The following is a 19139-nucleotide window of genomic DNA, read 5'->3' as shown; positions in this document are numbered from 1 at the left end:
AGCCAGTCGCCGGAGCGTACTGCTGCGAGGTGGCGTATATTACGCTTTCCTCCTTCGGAGTCAACCTCTTTTTGAGAAGTTTTTTCCGGCGGTTCAGAGACTTCCTGAACCTCTGAGTGGCTGGCCTGTCAGTCGTTGTGCCGTCTCAGTGGTTGCGCATTATAGGGAGACCGAGCGGGAACGCAAGCAGAAATGTTAAGTTTTTATCTGCTTGCTGAAACTTCGTGCGAAACGCTGCTTTTTAGCCCTGTTTGATGCGTGCAGGCAGCTCTGCAAGGCTATTTAGCACCCAATCTGCCGCTTTTTCACCCTCGGCGGTAACGGGCTTCCCGGTGCGAACCAGTACTTTTTTACCCACTCCGGCCGCTGCGCCTGCCATCATGTCTTCTATCTTGTCGCCAACCATATAAGAAGCAGCCATATCGATGTGCAATTCCTGCTGTGCAGACAGCAGCATTCCCGGTTGCGGTTTGCGACAGTCACACTTTTGACGAAGTTCTTCTACTACAGCTTCCGGATGGTGAGGGCAGAAATAGATGCCGTCGAGATCGACATCACGATCGGCCAGAGACCAGTCCATCCACTCGGTCAGGTGCATAAACTGATCTTCAGTAAACATGCCACGTGCGATACCGGACTGGTTAGTCACCAATACCAGGGCGAACCCCATCTTCTTTAGTTCTGCCATGGCTTCAATAACGCCATCGATAAACTCAAAGTTGTCGCTTTCAAAAACATAGCCATGATCGATATTAATGGTGCCATCACGATCAAGAAAAATTGCCGGGACATTGGTAGCCACGTAGTCACTCCTGCTAAAAAATTTGCCGTAGAGTATCTCACGATTGCTATAGAAGAGAGAATGCCAGTTTGAATGACTTCGATTGATTTAGACGTCTGGATGCCTTAACATCCAGTTGCGTTCTCCTTTACTACTGAATGCATAAGTAAGAATGAACGCCACGGACAACCCCATCACGATAATAAATAAAGCAATGATAAAACTTTCAAATATCACCAAAGTGTTCCGGCAGGGTTCACGCACGATTACAGCGCTGTCCGATGTCAGTCTGCACGTGCCTGCCGGGCAAATTTACGGGGTTATCGGTGCTTCCGGCGCTGGTAAAAGTACCCTTATTCGCTGTGTTAATCTGCTGGAGCGCCCGACCTCCGGTAAAGTCCTTGTTGACGATCAGGATCTTACGACACTCTCTTCAGCACAGCTGACCCTGGCACGCCGTCAGATTGGCATGATCTTCCAGCACTTTAATCTGCTGAACTCCCGTACGGTTGCAGGCAACGTTGCACTGCCGCTGGAACTGGGCAGCCTGTCGAAAGCGGAAATAAAGAAACGCGTTACTGAGTTACTGGAACTGGTCGGCCTTGGCGATAAGCACGATGCATGGCCTGCCAACCTTTCCGGCGGTCAGAAGCAGCGCGTGGCAATTGCTCGCGCACTGGCCAGCAATCCAAAAGTACTGCTGTGTGATGAAGCCACCAGCGCCCTCGATCCGGCCACTACACGTTCGATTCTCGAATTACTCAAGGATATTAACCGCCGCCTGGGCATCACTATTCTGTTGATCACCCATGAAATGGATGTTGTTAAGCGCATCTGCGACTGCGTTGCCGTCATCAGCGACGGCAAGCTGATCGAACAGGATACGGTGAGCGAGGTCTTCTCCCATCCGAAGACGCCACTGGCTCAGCAGTTTATTCAGTCTACCCTGCATCTGGACATTCCTGAGGATTACCTTCAGCGCCTGTCCCCTGAATCCCGTGAGAATACCGTTCCTTTACTGCGCCTGGAATTTACCGGCCAGTCAGTTGATGCGCCTCTCCTTTCAGAATCCGCTCGCCGTTTTAATGTGAACAACAACATTATCAGTGCTCAGATGGATTACGCAGGCGGTGTCAAGTTCGGCATTATGCTGGCCGAAATCCACGGCAGCGCCGACGATGTTCAGGCTGCTATCGCGTTTCTACAGCAAAATCACGTAAAGGTAGAGGTATTGGGTTATGTCTGAGGCAATGATGTGGTTAATGGGCCGCGGCATCTGGGAAACCCTGATGATGACCTTTGTCTCCGGCTTTTTTGGTTTTGTTATCGGTCTGCCGGTCGGCGTGCTGCTGTACGTCACCCGCCCGGGACAGATTATCGCCAACGCTAAACTCTATCGCGTGCTGTCTGCGGTGGTTAACATCTTCCGCTCGATTCCTTTCATTATACTGCTGGTGTGGATGATTCCGTTCACCCGAATGATTGTCGGAACCTCTATCGGTCTGCAGGCGGCGATTGTACCGTTGACCATTGGTGCGGCGCCGTTTATTGCACGTATGGTGGAAAACACCCTGCTGGAGCTGCCAACCGGTCTGATTGAAGCCTCGCGCGCGATGGGTGCCACCCCCCTGCAAATTATCTGCAAGGTTCTGCTACCGGAAGCGCTACCGGGTCTGGTGAATGCAGCTACTATTACTTTGATCACCCTGGTGGGCTACTCCGCGATGGGCGGTGCAGTGGGCGCAGGCGGTCTGGGGCAGATTGGCTATCAGTATGGCTATATTGGTTATAACGCCACAGTAATGAATATCGTTTTAGTTCTGCTGGTTGTTCTGGTGTATTTGATTCAGTTTGGCGGCGATCGCATTGTTCGCGCGGTCACTCATAAGTAAACACAACAGTATTATTCGTTATTTAAGGAAGGGACATGTCTTTTAATTTTAAAACGTTTGCTGCCGTAGGCGCACTGATCGGTACTCTGGCTCTGGTTGGCTGCGATCAGAAAGAGAAAGATCCTAACCACATTAAGGTGGGGGTGATTGTCGGTGCCGAGCAGCAGGTTGCTGAAGTCGCACAGAAAGTGGCGAAAGAGAAATACGGTCTGAACGTTGAGCTGGTGACGTTTAACGACTACGTACTGCCTAACGAAGCATTAAGCAAAGGCGATATTGACGTCAATGCCTTCCAGCATAAACCATACCTCGATCAGCAGATCAAAGATCGCGGCTACAAACTGGTTTCCGTGGGTAACTCCTTCGTTTATCCGATTGCCGGCTATTCGAAAAAAATCAAATCACTGGATGAACTGCAGGAAGGCGCGCAGGTTGCCATTCCAAACGATCCAACTAACCTCGGTCGTTCACTGCTGCTGCTGCAGAAAGTGGGCCTGATTAAACTGAAAGATGGTGTTGGCCTGCTGCCAACCTCGCTGGATGTGGTTGAGAACCCGAAAAACATCAAGCTGGTTGAGCTGGAAGCGCCACAGCTGCCGCGCTCTCTGGACGATCAGCAGATCGCACTGGCGGTGATTAACACTACCTACGCCAGCCAGATCGGCCTGACCCCGGCGAAAGACGGTATCTTTGTGGAAGATAAAAACTCTCCATACGTTAACCTGATCGTTGCCCGCGAAGATAATAAAGACGCGGAGAACGTGAAGAAATTCGTTCAGGCCTATCAGTCTGACGAAGTTAACGAAGCGGCGAATAAAACCTTTAACGGCGGCGCGGTTAAAGGCTGGTAATACCTGAATGCAGGCCGCGCCAGCGGCCTGCATGTTTTACGAATAAATGGCTCTCGTTCTGCATATCCCGCTCTCCTCTTGTTATTTCTGCTACGGCTTGCTTCAATAACGCCACTTTTACCGAACATGAGGATTCCCCATGCGTGTTTTGCCGCTCTGTTTGCTGGCCCTGTCGCTGACAGGCTGTTCGCTGCTGCAGAAACCCTACCAGCCCATCACGCCATTCGAGAAACCAGCGCAAACGGAACCTGCCCGCGCTAAACCCGCCGCTCACCCTGCGCCGGTAAAACTGTATACCGACGCCGCTGAACTGGTCAGTAAACCTTTCCGCGATCTTGGCGAAGTGTACGGTGACGACTGCCAAAGCAGCAACCAGGACTCTCCACCGAATATTGCTACTGCACGCAAGCGCATGCAGGTCCGGGCTTCAGGCATGAAGGCCAATGCTGTACTGCTGCACAAATGCGAAATTGTGAGTTCAACACAGGGATGCTACCGCCAGGCAATTTGTCAGGGCTCGGCACTGAAAGTATCCAATTAACAATCGTTATTGGTCCACTCAGCCTGAATTCTCAAGAATTTATTGCGATATTTCATCTCGCAACCTATGACAAAAAGTAAGAGCCATGCCGTAAAAAATCGCTAAAAATAAAGAGCAAAACCATTGTTTTTTAATTACTTAGCAAGATTGCGGGTTAATTATGGGGTTGTTATATTCAGCCCCCACGATTAACATAAAAAGGATTTTCCATGCGTCTTATTACATTTTGTTTGCTGGCTATGGCTCTGGCAGGTTGTACTGCACAGTCTCATAAAACTAAGCAGGTCCAGGCTGCAACACCCGCTCAGCACGCTACTCCAGCTAATAAAATGCTGACCAACACCACTCGCCCGAGCATTGCTATTTATAACAGCGTTGAAGCGCTGAACGGCAAAGCGTTTCTTGCGCTGGGTGGCGTTTCAGGTGATGATTGCCAGGTTGAAGCGAAAGATTTCCCACCTAATCTGGTTAATGTTCGCCAGCAAATGCAAAAACGCGCCGCTGCACTGTCGGGTAATGCCCTGCTGATGCAAAGCTGCGAAGTATTGAGTGGCTCTCCGGGTTGTTATCGCGAAGCCACATGTCAGGGTTCCGCCATAAGAGTCGCAGAGTAAAATGTCCTCATTCTCCTTCCAGCAAATTGGTACTATTTATTCCCCCTGGAAGGAGAAATTTGCCGTTCCCAGACAGCCCGGTCTGATTGAAGACGGCGGTGGTGAACTGCGTCTTTTACCCCCCTATAACCAGCCGGAAGCGGTGAAAGGCCTGGAGGCATTCAGCCATCTCTGGCTGTTGTTTGTTTTCCATCAAACCATGGAAGGTGGCTGGCGCCCTACCGTACGCCCGCCGCGTCTGGGGGGTAATGCACGTATGGGCGTGTTTGCTACGCGGTCAACCTTCCGCCCTAACCCAGTCGGTATGTCCCTTGTCGAACTGAAAGGTATCCGCTGTGAGCAACAGCAGGTTGTTCTGGAGCTGGGCAGCCTCGATCTGGTCGATGGCACGCCGATTGTCGATATCAAACCCTATCTGCCGTTTGCTGAAGCCCTGCCCGATGCCCGTGCCGGTTTTGCCCAACAGGCTCCTGCGGCCGATATGCCCGTATCCTTTACTCCGGCAGCCTACGAGCAGCTGGCACAACAACTGCCTCGCTATCCGTATCTGAAGCGTTTTATTTCTCAGGTGCTGGCACAGGACCCGCGACCTGCCTATCGTAAAGGCGAAGAGCCGGATCGGGAATATGCCGCCTGGCTGCTGGATTTTAACGTTCGCTGGCGCGTCACCCTTGCGGGTACCGAAGTTATCGCTATCGACCCACGTTAATTTAGCCCGGCATCTTTTGACTCACCCGACACGCTGGTACACTAGCCGCCACGTTTTTTGACTCTCTTCCGTTCATATGGAATCGTAACTCATGCGTACTACTCAATACCTGCTCTCCACTCAAAAGGAGACACCTGCCGACGCTGAAGTGATCAGCCACCAGCTGATGCTGCGCGCCGGGATGATCCGCAAACTGGCATCCGGACTTTATACCTGGTTACCGACCGGTCTGCGCGTGCTGAAAAAAGTTGAAAACATCGTGCGCGAAGAGATGAACAACGCCGGTGCTATTGAGATTTCGATGCCGGTGGTCCAGCCTGCCGATCTCTGGCAGGAGAGCGGTCGTTGGGAGCAGTACGGTCCGGAACTACTGCGCTTTGTCGATCGCGGCGATCGTCCATTTGTACTGGGCCCAACGCATGAAGAAGTGGTCACCGATCTGATCCGTAATGAACTCAGCTCCTACAAGCAGCTGCCGCTGAACGTGTTCCAGATCCAGACAAAATTCCGCGATGAAGTCCGCCCACGCTTTGGCGTGATGCGTTCACGCGAATTCATCATGAAAGACGCTTACTCCTTCCACACCACGCAGGAGTCGCTGCAGGATACCTACGATGCGATGTATCGCGCTTACAGCCAGAGCTTCACCCGTATGGGCCTGAATTTCCGTGCGGTGGATGCCGATACCGGTTCAATCGGCGGTAGCGCTTCCCATGAGTTCCAGGTACTGGCGCAAAGTGGTGAAGACGACGTGGTGTTCTCCACCGAATCAGATTACGCGGCCAATATGGAAAAAGCGGAAGCGGTCGCACCCGCCGGTGGCCGTGCAGCCCCCTCTCAGGCAATGGCACAGTTCGATACGCCAAATGCGAAAACCATCGCCGAGCTGGTCGAGCAGTTTAATCTGCCGGTTGAGAAAACCGTGAAAACGCTGATGGTGAGAGCGGCAGAAGAGAGCGGCCACACGCTGGTTGCCCTGCTGGTGCGCGGTGATCACGAACTGAACGAAGTCAAAGCAGAGAAAATTGATATCGTTGCCGCGCCGCTGACCTTTGCTACCGAAGAGGAAATCCGTGCACTGGTCAGCGCCGGCCCGGGTTCGCTCGGTCCCGTTGGCCTGCCGATGCCAATCGTCGCAGACCGTACCGTTGCCGCGATGAGCGATTTCAGCGCCGGTGCGAACATCGATCACAAACACTTCTCGGGTATTAACTGGGAGCGGGATCTGCCGCTGCCGCGCGTTGCGGATATCCGTAACGTGGTGGAAGGCGATGCCAGCCCTGACGGGAAAGGTACGCTGCAAATCAAGCGTGGCATCGAGGTGGGTCATATCTTCCAGCTCGGCACCAAGTACTCGGAGGCGATGAAAGCCTCCGTGCAGGGTGAAGATGGCCGTAACCAGATTTTGACCATGGGCTGCTACGGTATCGGTATCACCCGCGTCGTGGCCGCTGCAATTGAACAGAACCACGACGAACGCGGCATCATCTGGCCAGCGGCGCTGGCACCGTTCCAGGTCGCGATCCTGCCAATGAACATGCAGAAATCGTTCCGCGTGAAAGAGCTGGCGGAAGAGCTTTACAGCACGCTACGTGCCAAAGGCATTGATGTGATCCTCGACGACCGCAAAGAGCGTCCGGGGGTAATGTTTGCCGATATGGAACTAATTGGCGTACCTCATACCATCGTGATTGGCGATCGGAACCTCGACAGCGAAGAGATTGAATACAAATCCCGTCGCGAAGGTGAGAAGCGTATGATCAAAACCAACGAGATCGTTGAGTTCCTGGTTGCCGAACTGGCGAAGTAATTCCCCGGTTTGTTGACGAAAAACGGCCATCGCTAATGCGGTGGCCGTTTTATTTTAAGCGGGGATAGTATTCAATATCTTCAGCTGGCGGGCTGCTGCGTTCGGGCGGCTAAATGATAGCGCTGCTGATTGCTTACCGGCACACCGCGGACCGATAACACCTCAAGCCCCTCTTCCGTTGGGCGGAACAGCTGTTTCTCGCCGTTCATCGCCACCAGCGTTAATGTGTCTGCCGTACGCGCCCACTTCCCGTACTGGGCAAACCGCATTCCACTGGCACCTGCTTCTCGCTGCGCCAGTACATAGCTGCCATCGGCAGCCAGGAAAAGCGAAGATTCGCTGTCGCGGCAATTTTGCCCACAGGGCATCAGCCCGCTATAGCTCTGGCGCATCGGTTCCAGTGCCGCATACTGCTGCGCGGGCTGATGGTTATTACAGCCAATCAGCGTGGCAAGTACCAGTGCCGCACTAAAGCTTAACAAAACCGTTTTCATCACATCTCCTGCTGCCTGAATAAGTAGACCCTGGGTCCGTTAGTCGCTGCGAACTTTGCCTCGCAGCGATTTAGTTGACGATTTACGCGCTTTGCTCTCCAACCTGCGCTTTTTAGATGCCAGTGTCGGGCGCGTACTGCGGCGAACCTTTTCAACAATCGTCAACTCAAGAATTAAATTCTCCAGCCTTTTTAACGCCGCTTCACGGTTCATGTCCTGGCTGCGATACTCCTGCGCCTTGATAATCACTATGCCCTCTGGCGTAATCAAATGATGGCTGGCGGCCAGCATACGCGACTGATAAAACTCGGGCAGGCTGGAAGCCCGGATATCAAACCGCAGATGAATGGCCGTAGAGCTTTTGTTCACGTGCTGCCCACCCGCCCCCTGTGCGCGAATCGCCGTAATTTCGATTTCAGCGTCGGGAATGGTGACATTACGTGAAAGAATAATCATGGCTTCTTACCTGCATCCAACCACGTCTCAAACTGAGTTTCAAGGTGGTGGGTGTCATCAGATAGCCATATTGTGCCATCCTGAATGGTTGCCTGTAGCTGCATTGAACGGGAGGCAAGCTGGGTGAGCGCACTGAGCTGTTCATCGCCCAGGTAACGAATGGACAGATTATCCTGCTGTGCCAGTTTGTTCTGGTTCTGCTGCCACCACGGCTGTGCCGCGCGCCAGTTATAGGCATACAGCCATACATGCTGTGAACGACTGCAGGCTTTTTTAATGCGCCGCTCTTCGGGCAGCCCCAGGTCAACCCACAGGTCGATGCCGTTATGATCGTTAAGCTGCCAAATTTCGGGTTCATCCTCGGCGCTTAAGCCGCGGGTAAAGGTTAAACGTTCATGGGCATGCACCATCCACGCCAGCAGCCGTAGCATCAGACGCTCTTCGGTTTCAGACGGGTGACGCGCCAGCGTCAGTACCTGGTCAATAAATACATTGCGGTCCATATCCGCGACGTTAACGGTCGCTTTGTAAATCGTTGCTTTCAGTGCCATAGGTATCCTTATCTTAGTTGCCGGTCATTGTAACCGATGGTGCAGCAATTCACCCGTACCCGGCTGATTTCCGATAAAAGCCTGTGCTATAGTCGATGTTAGTCAGAGAAACACTCTGAAGGGGGTGCAAGTGCAAAACTATTGTGAATTAGTTCGCCGTAAATATGCCGAGATCGGCAGTGGCGACCTGGGATACGTGCCGGATGCTCTGGCCTGCGTATTGAAAGCACTCGATGAAATAGCCGGGAATCCTGAGCTAAACTCTTCCATCAGGGAACAGGCAGCCTTTGCTGCCGCTAACTTATTGGTGAGCGACTATGTTGATGAATGAAGCCTACAAACCGATCAACTGCGATGACTATGACAGCCTGGAACTCGCCTGCCAAAAACACTGGACGCTGGCGCTGACGCTGAAAAACGGCGAGCAGCTGAAAGCCAAAGCGAAAGACATTCTGTCGCGGAAAAACGTTGAGTACCTGACGGTGGAGATTGCCGGTGAAACCAGCGACCTTCGTCTCGATCATATCGCCAGTTTCAGCCATCCCGACCTCGGCACCGTCGTGGTCAGCGAATCCGATTAACCCACACGTCAATCATAACAGGGGCGGCAAACAGCTCGCCCCTGTCCCGTCAGGGCTTCAGGCCCGCGTAGTACGCTGCTAAATCATCGATATCTTCGTCACTGAGACCGGCGACAAACGCCTTCATCACCTCAGCCTGCCCGCCACTGCGCGCACCAGTTTTATACGCGTGTAACGCCAACCCGAGATACGCCTCATTCTGCCCAGCCAGATTAGGGTAGATCGGCGCAGCGGCTTTACCGTTTGCGCCATGACAGGCCATGCAAGTTGCGGATTTTTGCTGCCCGGCGCTGCTGTCACCCACCGCGATAACCGGCAGGCTGGTTAACAGAAATATCGCTACCGTCAGATTTTTTTTAAACATAGCATTTCCTGGATTCATTGTTGCCAGCGTACCCGCCAGGCGGTTTCCGCTGAAGATGGTGCTCCATCACGGGTCACAAATACCCCCAGCGCAGCAATTAGTTGCTCACCATAAAACAGCATTGGAATGCGCTCACGCTGCCAGGGCGGAATACTGGCCTCCTGCCAGAGCTTTTTCAACGGGCGGCTCCCTGCGCGGCCCACAATATGAAACGTGCCCCGAGCCTGAAAGCGAACGCTGACCCTTTCCGACGCCTGAGGCCGGCGCAGCGAGATCCCGTCATCATCGACCATCAGCTGCCCCAGCTCAGCCGGTAACGTCAACGGCAGCCAGGGTGCAGCCCAGTCGATATGACGATCGGCCAGCGGCTCAGATGGGAGTAACCACCACAGGCGATCGCGAAAACGGCGAACTTCAGCAGCCCCCAGCCGCAGGCACGGCGTGGCATCTTCACGGCTCAGAACCACCTCCTGCCACAGTCGCTCCAACCCTTCCCGCGAGGGCATCGCACCGTTTTGCCGCGCAATCCAGCGCCGCAGCAGCGCAGCGCGACGGACCGGGCTCATGCTCAACAGCGGCGTAAAACCCAGGCTGCCGTCTTCGGCGATCAGTGCATCAAGCGACTCGGCCAGCAGCTCGTCAAGCAGCTGCTCCTGTTCGCCGCACAGTGCGGCGCTGCGGGCAGCTGCAGCAGAAAAGTGTGGCCAGCGTTCATTCAGTAACGGCAATATCTCTAAGCGCAGGAAGTTGCGGTCATAGCGCGGGTCCTGATTACTCTCATCTTCAATCCAGCTGAGTCGATGGCGCGCGGCCCACGCCTCAAGCTGCTGGCGACTGAAATCCAGCAGTGGGCGCAGATGCAGATTGTCACCACGCATCTGCACCGGTGACATGGCCGCCAGGCCCGCCGGGCCGCTACCGCGCTTGAGCGCCAGCAGCAGGGTTTCACTCTGATCGTCCCGGTGCTGCGCGGTCAGCAGCGTTTCCTTCGGATCGATATGCTGAGCCAGCGCCTGATAGCGTGCGCTTCTCGCCGCCGACTCAATGCCCCCCTGCCGCGCATCAACCGTCACCTTCACCACCTCCAGCGGCACCTGCCACTCCGCACACTGGCGGCGGCAGTGTGCCACCCAGCCATCCGCCAGCGGGCTAAGACCATGATGAACGTGTAACGCCCGCAGTCGCAGCGTCGGCCACTGCTGGCGCAGCTGCACCAGCTGGTGAAGTAGCACGGTTGAATCCAGCCCGCCGCTGTAGGCCAGCAGTACAGGTTGCTCTGCGGTCAGTGAACGTTCGAGATGAGCAAGATCTGACATGGTAATCCTAAATAGAACACCCGGCGCGGTACACCGGGTTTAACCGTTCCTATTTTAAGCCTGATATAGTTCCAGGGGCAAACCGTCAGGATCGCTGAAGAAGGTAAAACGCTTGCCGGTCAGCGGATCGATGCGAATATCTTCACAGGCCACGCCGCGTTCGCTCAGATATTGCGTGGCGGCATCAATATCCTCCACGCTGAACGCCAGATGACGCAGGCCGCAGGCTTCCGGCCGCGACGGCCGCGACGGGGGATTAGGGAACGAAAACAGCTCAACCACATAGCTGCCGTTCAGTGCCAGATCGCCCTTCCAGGAATCACGCGCTTCACGATATACCTCTGCCATGAGCGTAAACCCCAGAATATCGCAGTAAAACGCTCGGCTGAGCGGATAGTCACGCGCAATAATCGCAATATGATGCACCTGCTTTAACTGTAAACCGGACATGCTGCCACCTGACTCAATGCTGTTTAGCAGTACCTTACTCAGCGACGAGCCTGACCGCAACGGGTGAGATTCCGTAAAATGGTCTAAATTACCGCGTCATTTTTCAGTACCCGCACCCGATACTGCCCGTCCTCGGTAAGAGTGGCACCGTGTATATCCGTTTCAAAGCCGGGATAGCGTTCCCCTACCGAACACAGCATCAACAGAAAATCGAGCACGGCGCGGCTTTCAGCGGTGATCATCTCACCCGGCATTACCACCGGTACGCCCGGCGGATAGGGCAGGATCATATTGGCCGAGATCCGCCCCACCAGCTCGCTGATATCCACGGTTTCAACATTGCCCTTGACCTGCTGCTGGAACATTTGGTGCGGGGTAAGTTTCATCTCCGGCAGTACGGCAAACGCCTGCAGCATCAGGCGCGATAAGTCATGCTGGCAGATCAGTGAGTGGATTCCCTGCGCCAGATCCTGAATACGCATATTGCGATAAAAGTCCGGATCTGCCGCATACAGATCCGGCAGCATATTTTTGACCCGCAGGTTAAGGTCGTAGGCCCGCTTGAACTCCGTCAACCCGCGCAGCACGCTCATCGCTTTGGTTTTATCGATGCCAATACTGAACAGGAACAGCAGATTGTAAGGCCCGGTTTTCTCCACCACGATGCCGTGCTGATCGAGGAATTTCGCTACCAGAGCCGCCGGAATGCCCTCTTCCGCCATCTCGCCAAGCTCGCTCATACCGGGAGTCAGGATGGTGACTTTGATCGGATCAAGGTACATATGATCGGCATCCGCATCGCGAAAACCGTGCCAGTCCTCCTCGCCCGGCTGGATCGGCCAGCATTCCGGTTCATCAATGCCTTCCGGCTGCCAGATATCAAAGAACCAGCCGTCGGACTCTTCGCGCAAGCGCTGGATTTCACGGCGGAAATGCAGTGCCCGCTCAACCGAGCGGTTAATCAGCCGCTTACCGGGATTGCCGCGTAGCATGGCCGCCGCCGTTTCAATAGAGGCGACAATTGAATAGTTGGGTGATGTGGTCGTGTGCATCATATAGACCTCATTAAAGGTCTGTTCGTCGTAGTCGCCCTTAATGTGGATCAGCGACGCCTGCGAGAAAGCGGCCAACAGTTTATGCGTAGACTGCGTTTCATAAATCACTTTTCCCGCCGTTCGCTCCCCACTCATGCCGCTCAGCCCGCTGTAGATAGGATGAAAATTGGTATACGGCACCCAGGCAGAATCAAAGTGGATGGAGGGAACGTCCAGCGTCTCTTTAATATACTGCGTGTTATAAAGCAGACCGTCGTAGGTTGAATTGGTAATCACCGCATGGACCGGCCAGCTGGCACGCGGTGTTTGGGCCACTTTCTGCTTGATGCTCTCTCGGGTGAACTCCCGCTTAGGAATGCCGCCTAGTATCCCTAACGCGTTACGCGTTGGTTTCAGCCAGAGCGGGATAACATCACTCATCATCAGCAAATGGGTCAGCGATTTATGGCAGTTACGATCGACCAGCACGGTGCTTCCGGCGGGGGCTGCATACATGCCGACAATTTTATTAGAGGTCGAGGTTCCGTTAGTGACCATGTAGCTCTGCTCGGCGCCGAAGGTACGGGCAACATATTCTTCGGCCTCAAGATGCGGGCCGGTATGGTCGAGCAGCGATCCCAGTTCGGTCACCGAGATAGAAATATCCGCCTTCAGGGTGTTGGCGCCAAAGAAATCGTAAAACAGGCAGCCTACCGGGCTTTTCTGGAAAGCCGTTCCGGCCATGTGCCCGGGCGTACAGAAGGTATATTTCCCCTCTTTAACGTAGGTAAACAGCGCGCGGGTCAGCGGCGGCGTGATGTTTTCCAGATACTCATCGGTGTACTGGCGTATCCTCTGGGCGATATCCTCTGCCGCGTTAAGCGCATATTCGAAGAACCAGATCGCCATACGCATCTCGTTAATGCTGACGTCCATCGTCGAATGGGTATTGATAAAAGCATACAGCGGCAGATATTCGTTCAGCTGATTGATTTCACTGCAAAGCTCAAAGCTGTGTTCATCCCAGTCAAAAATCACGCCGCTTATTCGCGGGTTGTGTTCAATCAGCTTCAGCAGGTCCGCAGCATCGTGCGGGTAGATGGTCTGGAAGCCCTGTAATTGCAGTGCGGCATCCAGCTGTCGGATCGGTTCATCTTTATAAAAAACGTTGTGCGGTCCTACGATCGCGATAATGTTCAATGCTTACCTCCATCTGCATACAAAGGCGGAAGATTGCTTCCGCCTGGTCAAGACCGGTTGACCCTGCAGTCAAACTGTAAGCATAGCGGATCGCATCCTCTTGCGCTTATCCCTGCGGGTAAGCCTTCGCGATGTTTGCCTGGGCGCTCATCGACAACTGTGCGGTAATGTCCTGTAGCACATAAAGATCCCTACGCCGGGTCCAGGGTTGATCGGACTGTGGGTCATACCATCGCGGCAGGGAAACTCCCCTGGGTGCAAACCCACGCACCTGACGTGCCGCACAGGTCATAATGCAGCGTTTAACATGGTCGCGATGACCCACGATCGCTGCCTTGCCCATTTTTGCAGGATCGCCGGAAAAGTACTTATTAATAATTTCCTGCACAACGCCATCGGTACTGAGATAAACCAGCTTACCGCCTTCATCCCAGTAGGGCTCAATGGAAATAATGTCACTGCGTGGAATGTCTGAGAACTCAGTAGATTCCATCCAGCGCGCAATTTCCCATTGCAAATAGAGCGGCATGCGTTTTTTACGCCATACGGCAGCGCAACACTGGGCCAGCACCCGATTCATCGGTCCCGGCAGAGCAAGCTTATTGGGATCGTGTTCAGGATTCGGTCGGTTGCCGAAAGCGAAAGCCATCACCATGCTGGCCTCCTGTATGTGGCCGGCCGGCGGTGTCATATTAAAAGCGGCATCCAGAATGAACGGGGCCAGAATATCGGCCGTGTGACGATCCTCCAGCTGGTCGCTCAGCTGATTAAGCGCCATCCGATCGAAGGTTTTATCTTTGTGGGGCTTTTCTGCTGAAACGCAGCCGCTAACGGCGGCGACAGCCGGGAGGGTCAGTAAACCCATGGCTAATTTACGACGATTAATATCCATAATATCCCTTCCTTTTAATAAGTTAGCAAAAAAGGCTAACATGACTCGGGAAAGATTAAAGATAGCATAAATTGTGAAAATGCTGAGACAAAAAAGGCCCCTGAGGGGCCTTTATCACGACGGGTGCTAAATTAAGCGTAACCGTAGTTCATCAGACGCTGATAGCGACGATCCAGCAGTTCCTCTGTGCTTAACGCATCAAGTTCCGCCAGGTCTGAAAGCAGCTGTGCTTTCAGAGAATCAGCAATCGCCAGTGGATTACGGTGCGCACCGCCCAGCGGCTCCGGGATCACGCTGTCGATCAGGTTCAGCTCTTTAAGGCGCGGGGCAATAATCCCCATCGCTTCCGCAGCCAGTGGCGCTTTGTCGGCGCTTTTCCACAGAATCGACGCACAGCCCTCCGGTGAGATCACCGAATAGGTGCTGTACTGCAGCATGTTCACTTTGTCGCCCACGCCGATAGCGAGTGCACCACCTGAGCCACCCTCACCAATTACCGTACAGATAACCGGCACTTTCAGGCCGGACATCTCACGCAGGTTACGGGCGATGGCTTCAGACTGACCGCGCTCTTCCGCACCCACACCAGGATAGGCACCCGGGGTGTCAATAAAGGTAACGACAGGCATTTTAAAACGCTCGGCCATCTCCATCAGACGCAGCGCTTTACGGTAACCTTCCGGTGCCGGCATGCCGAAGTTACGGCGAATCTTCTCTTTGGTTTCGCGCCCTTTCTGATGACCAATGATCATCACCGGACGACCTTCCAGACGAGCGATACCGCCAACAATGGCTTTATCATCGGCATAGGCACGGTCGCCCGCCAGCTCATCAAAATCGGTGAAAACGTTACGAACATAATCCAGCGTATAAGGACGCAGCGGATGACGCGCAAGCTGCGCGATCTGCCATGCACCTAAATCGGAGAAGATTTTACGCGTCAGTTCTACGCTTTTATCGCGCAGACGCTGAACTTCTTCATCCAGATTAATATCCAGTTTTTCATCCTGACGGCCAACCGATTTAAGTGAATCAATTTTCGCTTCAAGTTCTGCGATTGGCTGTTCAAAATCCAGGTAATTAAGACTCATAATAATCCTGTTTTAGTCAAACTCCAGTTCCACCTGCTCCGATCCTATCAACGACCGCAGATCGTTTAATAAACGATCGCTGGGCGACACGCGCCAGGTCGCGCCAAAGCGCAACTTCGCCCGCGCATCCTCTCTCTGATAGTAGAGATGTACCGGAATTGTCCCCGAACGATGGGGTTCCAGGGATTGACGGAGACGGTTCAAAAGCTGGTCATCAATTTGCCTGTCCGTCAGCGATATAGCAAGTCCACGCGCATATTTTTCGCGTGCTTCGTCGATGTCCATCATATCTCGGGCCATCATTTTAAGCCCGCCGTTGAAGTCATCAAAGCTGACCTGTCCGCTGACGATCAGGATACGGTCTTTTTCCAACATATGCTGGAATTTATCTAACGCATCTGTGAATAACATCACTTCAAGACGACCCGAACGGTCGTCAAGTGTACAGATACCAATCCGGTTACCGCGTTTTGTTACCATAACGCGGGCCGCCACCACCAGACCGGCCGCAGTGGTCATTTTTCCACGTTCGGTCGGGTGCATGTCTTTCAGGCGCAGTCCACCGACATAGCGCTCAATTTCTTTTAAATACTGATTTATCGGGTGACCGGTTAAGTAAAGCCCTAAAGTTTCCCTTTCGCCATCCAGTTGGATCTGTTCAGGCCATGGCGTAACGTCAGAATAGGACTTTTCTACCTGCTCAGGCGCTTCCGCCAGTACGCCAAACATATCCGCCTGGCCAATCGCTTCCGCTTTCGCATGCTGATCGGCGGCCTTCAGCGCATCAGGCAGCGCACTCATCAGCGCAGCACGGTGTGGCCCCAGACGGTCAAACGCGCCGGACATAATCAGTTTTTCCAGCACCCGCTTGTTCAGCTTTTTGGTGTCGGCCCGTGCACAGAGGTCGAACAGTTCGCGGAAGTATCCGCCCTCGTTACGCGCCTCTATAATCGCTTCGATTGGGCCTTCGCCAACGCCCTTAATCGCCCCGATGCCGTAAACGATTTCACCATCGTCATTGACGTGGAACTGATACAGTCCGGAGTTAATATCCGGCGGCAGCACCTTCAGCCCCATACGCCAGCACTCATCCACCAGCCCAACCACCTTCTCGGTGTTGTCCATATCGGCGGTCATAACCGCGGCCATAAACTCCGCCGGGTAGTGCGCTTTCAACCACAGGGTCTGATAAGACACCAGCGCATACGCTGCGGAGTGAGATTTGTTAAAGCCGTAACCGGCGAATTTCTCCACCAGGTCGAAGATCTTGATCGCCAGTTCGCCGTCAACGCCGCGTGCTTTCGCACCATCTTCAAAGCCGCCGCGCTGCTTGGCCATTTCGACCGGATTCTTTTTACCCATTGCACGGCGCAGCATGTCCGCGCCGCCCAGGCTATATCCCGCCAGCACCTGGGCAATCTGCATGACCTGTTCCTGATACAGAATGATGCCGTAGGTGGGTTCCAGCACCGGCTTCAGCGACTCGTGCTGCCACTGAATATCAGGATAGGAGATTTCCTCACGCCCGTGCTTACGGTCAATAAAGTTATCTACCATGCCGGACTGCAGCGGTCCGGGACGGAACAGGGCCACCAGAGCGATCATGTCTTCGAAGCAGTCAGGCTTCAGGCGCTTAATCAGATCTTTCATGCCGCGCGATTCAAGCTGGAATACCGCGGTGGTTTCCGAGCGCTGCAGCATATCGAAGCTTTTCTGGTCTTCAAGTGGGATGGCCGCAATATCGATCGGCTCAAGCCCCTCTTTTTCACGCCGGGCGTTAATCATTCCCAGCGCCCAGTCAATGATCGTCAGCGTGCGCAGGCCGAGGAAGTCGAATTTGACCAGGCCCGCATACTCCACATCATTCTTATCGTACTGAGTGACGGGGTGGTTGCCATTTTCATCACAGTAAAGCGGCGCAAAGTCGGTAATTTTAGTGGGCGCGATAACCACGCCCCCGGCATGCTTACCGGCATTACGCGTGACGCCTTCTAACTTACGCGCCATATCAATCAGCGCTTTAACCTCTTCATCCGCTTCGTAGATTTCCGGCAGCTGCGGTTCTGCGGCAAACGCTTTTTCCAGCGTCATACCCGGATCGGGCGGCACCAGTTTGGATATACGATCGACAAAGCCGTACGGATGCCCGAGCACGCGCCCCACATCGCGGATCACCGCTTTTGCCGCCATGGTACCAAAGGTAATGATCTGCGATACCGCTTCACGCCCGTACATCTCAGCCACGTGGTCAATCACCAGGTCGCGCTTCTCCATACAGAAGTCAACGTCGAAGTCCGGCATGGAAACACGTTCAGGGTTGAGGAAGCGTTCGAACAGCAGGTCAAACTCCAGCGGATCGAGGTCGGTGATTTTCAGCGCATACGCCACCAGCGAACCGGCACCGGAGCCACGCCCCGGCCCCACCGGCACATCGTTATCCTTCGACCACTGGATGAACTCCATTACGATAAGGAAGTAGCCCGGGAAGCCCATCTGGTTGATAACGTTGAGTTCAATATCCAGACGGTCGTCATATTCCGGGCGGCGCTCTGCGCGCACCTGTTCATCGGGGAACAGGAATTCCAGACGCTCTTCCAGCCCCTCTTTCGATTTCATGACCAAGAAATCTTCGGTGGTCATTTCACCGGTCGGGAACTGCGGCAGGAAGTATTCACCCAGGCGAATGGTCACGTTACAGCGGCGGGCAATTTCCACGCTGTTTTCCAGCGCTTCCGGGATGTCCGAGAACAGCTCGCACATCTCCTCTTCTGTCCGCATATATTGCTGGGGGCTGTAATTTTTCGGGCGCTTTGGATCGTCCAGCGTAAAGCCGTCGTGGATCGCTACGCGGATCTCATGGGCATCAAAGTCATCTTCCTGCAGGAAGCAGACTTCGTTGGTTGCCACCACCGGCACCCCTTCGGCAATCGCCAGATCGACCGCCGCATGCAGGTAAACTTCTTCATCCTGGCGGCCGGTACGGATCAGTTCCAGATAGTAGCGATCGGGGAAATGAGTCTGGTAGAAGCTCAGGCACTCGGCAACGCCGGTGGGATTACCGCGCAACAGCATTTTGCCGACGTCACCGCGCCGCCCACCGGAGAGCAGAATAATGCCCTGCTGGTGTGCCATCAGCCAGTCGCGATCGATGGTCGGGCCCGCCGGTCCGTAGCCACGCTGGTAGGCGCGGGAAATCAGCAGGGTAAGATTTTGATAGCCTTCGTTGTCTGCTGCAAGGACGGTCAGCTGGCTGAGTTCATCGCCCATCAGTGAGCTGGCAACGTTAAAGTCTGCGCCGATGATCGGCTTCATGCCCTGCCCGTGCGCGGTCCCGTAAAATTTGACCAGCCCGCACAGGTTGGTGAAATCGGTGATGCCAATCGCCGGCATGCCCATCTTCGCCGCATTTTTCACCAACGGGCCCGTCTTCGCCAGTCCATCGATCATGGAGTAGTCGCTGTGAACGCGTAAATGAATAAAACGAGGTTCGGCCATCTGGAATTCCGTTAAAA

The 19139-nt window shown here is 54.1% G+C and carries 20 protein-coding genes; 9 read left to right on the top strand and 11 right to left on the bottom strand.

Features of this window, described 5'->3' with window-relative positions; genetic code table 11:
• Window positions 1–241 precede the first annotated feature (241 nt).
• Window positions 242–802, bottom strand: coding sequence for a D-glycero-beta-D-manno-heptose 1,7-bisphosphate 7-phosphatase (gene gmhB / locus AC07U6_RS06995; protein WP_494761657.1), 561 nt, complete (start codon window positions 800–802; stop codon window positions 242–244).
• A gap of 193 nt (window positions 803–995) precedes the next feature.
• On the opposite strand from gmhB, the gene metN reads away from it, so the two are divergent.
• The 7 genes from metN (at window position 996) to proS (ending at window position 7198) form a co-directional block, all read left to right on the top strand.
• Window positions 996–2027, top strand: coding sequence for a methionine ABC transporter ATP-binding protein MetN (gene metN / locus AC07U6_RS06990; RefSeq protein WP_494761656.1), 1032 nt, complete (start codon window positions 996–998; stop codon window positions 2025–2027).
• Window positions 2020–2673: a methionine ABC transporter permease MetI gene (locus AC07U6_RS06985; RefSeq protein ID WP_494761655.1), complete on the top strand. Its 654-nt coding sequence runs from the start codon at window positions 2020–2022 to the stop codon at window positions 2671–2673. Before metN ends, AC07U6_RS06985 begins: the two co-directional genes overlap by 8 nt.
• A gap of 35 nt (window positions 2674–2708) precedes the next feature.
• The gene (locus AC07U6_RS06980) at window positions 2709–3524 is read left to right on the top strand and encodes a MetQ/NlpA family lipoprotein (protein WP_200545319.1); all 816 of its coding nucleotides are present in this window, start codon (window positions 2709–2711) and stop codon (window positions 3522–3524) included.
• A gap of 139 nt (window positions 3525–3663) precedes the next feature.
• Entirely contained in the window at window positions 3664–4065 is a 402-nt protein-coding gene (rcsF, locus tag AC07U6_RS06975; RefSeq protein WP_494761654.1) for an Rcs stress response system protein RcsF, read from the top strand.
• 209 nt (window positions 4066–4274) lie between these two features.
• Window positions 4275–4679 carry an Rcs stress response system protein RcsF gene (gene rcsF / locus AC07U6_RS06970; RefSeq protein ID WP_494761653.1) on the top strand — a complete coding sequence of 135 codons (405 nt, stop codon included), beginning with the start codon at window positions 4275–4277 and terminating at the stop codon, window positions 4677–4679.
• Between the two features lies 1 nt (window position 4680).
• Entirely contained in the window at window positions 4681–5388 is a 708-nt protein-coding gene (gene tsaA, locus AC07U6_RS06965; protein WP_494761652.1) for a tRNA (N6-threonylcarbamoyladenosine(37)-N6)-methyltransferase TrmO, read from the top strand.
• Window positions 5389–5479: 91 nt separating this feature from the next.
• Window positions 5480–7198, top strand: coding sequence for a proline--tRNA ligase (gene proS, locus AC07U6_RS06960; RefSeq protein ID WP_494761651.1), 1719 nt, complete (start codon window positions 5480–5482; stop codon window positions 7196–7198).
• 80 nt (window positions 7199–7278) lie between these two features.
• Here the strand turns inward: proS and AC07U6_RS06955 are convergent, their stop codons facing one another.
• Genes AC07U6_RS06955 through AC07U6_RS06945 form a run of 3 tightly spaced genes read right to left on the bottom strand, consistent with a single transcriptional unit; the run spans window position 7279 to window position 8699 of the window.
• Window positions 7279–7692: a copper resistance protein NlpE N-terminal domain-containing protein gene (locus AC07U6_RS06955; protein WP_494761650.1), complete on the bottom strand. Its 414-nt coding sequence runs from the start codon at window positions 7690–7692 to the stop codon at window positions 7279–7281.
• 39 nt (window positions 7693–7731) lie between these two features.
• Window positions 7732–8148, bottom strand: a complete 417-nt coding sequence (gene arfB / locus AC07U6_RS06950) for an alternative ribosome rescue aminoacyl-tRNA hydrolase ArfB (RefSeq protein ID WP_494761649.1) — start codon at window positions 8146–8148, stop codon at window positions 7732–7734.
• Complete coding sequence (locus AC07U6_RS06945) at window positions 8145–8699, bottom strand: YaeQ family protein (protein WP_494761648.1); 555 nt, start codon at window positions 8697–8699, stop codon at window positions 8145–8147. Before AC07U6_RS06945 ends, arfB begins: the two co-directional genes overlap by 4 nt.
• Before the next feature lie 130 nt (window positions 8700–8829).
• Here AC07U6_RS06945 and AC07U6_RS06940 point away from each other — a divergent pair, with 130 nt between their 5' ends.
• Both AC07U6_RS06940 and rof read left to right on the top strand, forming a co-directional pair.
• Window positions 8830–9030, top strand: a complete 201-nt coding sequence (locus AC07U6_RS06940; RefSeq protein WP_105595462.1) for a YaeP family protein — start codon at window positions 8830–8832, stop codon at window positions 9028–9030.
• Complete coding sequence (gene rof, locus AC07U6_RS06935) at window positions 9017–9280, top strand: Rho-binding antiterminator (RefSeq protein ID WP_494761647.1); 264 nt, start codon at window positions 9017–9019, stop codon at window positions 9278–9280. Before AC07U6_RS06940 ends, rof begins: the two co-directional genes overlap by 14 nt.
• Before the next feature lie 49 nt (window positions 9281–9329).
• On the opposite strand, the gene AC07U6_RS06930 is transcribed toward rof, so the two are convergent.
• From AC07U6_RS06930 to dnaE, 7 genes are all read right to left on the bottom strand, one after another.
• Window positions 9330–9644 (bottom strand): c-type cytochrome, encoded by a 315-nt coding sequence (locus AC07U6_RS06930; protein WP_494761646.1) that lies wholly within the window; start codon window positions 9642–9644, stop codon window positions 9330–9332.
• Window positions 9645–9658: 14 nt separating this feature from the next.
• Entirely contained in the window at window positions 9659–10960 is a 1302-nt protein-coding gene (gene tilS / locus AC07U6_RS06925; RefSeq protein WP_494761645.1) for a tRNA lysidine(34) synthetase TilS, read from the bottom strand.
• 54 nt (window positions 10961–11014) lie between these two features.
• Window positions 11015–11410, bottom strand: coding sequence for a VOC family protein (locus AC07U6_RS06920; protein WP_494761644.1), 396 nt, complete (start codon window positions 11408–11410; stop codon window positions 11015–11017).
• A gap of 83 nt (window positions 11411–11493) precedes the next feature.
• Complete coding sequence (locus AC07U6_RS06915) at window positions 11494–13644, bottom strand: lysine decarboxylase LdcC (RefSeq protein ID WP_494761643.1); 2151 nt, start codon at window positions 13642–13644, stop codon at window positions 11494–11496.
• Window positions 13645–13750: 106 nt separating this feature from the next.
• On the bottom strand, window positions 13751–14536 hold the full coding sequence (locus AC07U6_RS06910; protein WP_494761642.1) for a hypothetical protein: 786 nt from the start codon (window positions 14534–14536) through the stop codon (window positions 13751–13753).
• 131 nt (window positions 14537–14667) lie between these two features.
• A complete protein-coding gene (gene accA, locus AC07U6_RS06905) occupies window positions 14668–15627 on the bottom strand; it encodes an acetyl-CoA carboxylase carboxyl transferase subunit alpha (protein WP_494761641.1) in 960 nt (319 codons plus the stop codon).
• 12 nt (window positions 15628–15639) lie between these two features.
• The gene (gene dnaE / locus AC07U6_RS06900; protein WP_494761640.1) at window positions 15640–19122 is read right to left on the bottom strand and encodes a DNA polymerase III subunit alpha; all 3483 of its coding nucleotides are present in this window, start codon (window positions 19120–19122) and stop codon (window positions 15640–15642) included.
• Window positions 19123–19139: the final 17 nt, after the last annotated feature.

This window comes from Erwinia sp. GW821-FHT03D09 (assembly GCF_059420805.1).
Note: the sequence above shows the minus strand (reverse complement) of the source record. Positions and strands in the feature narration are given on the sequence as shown.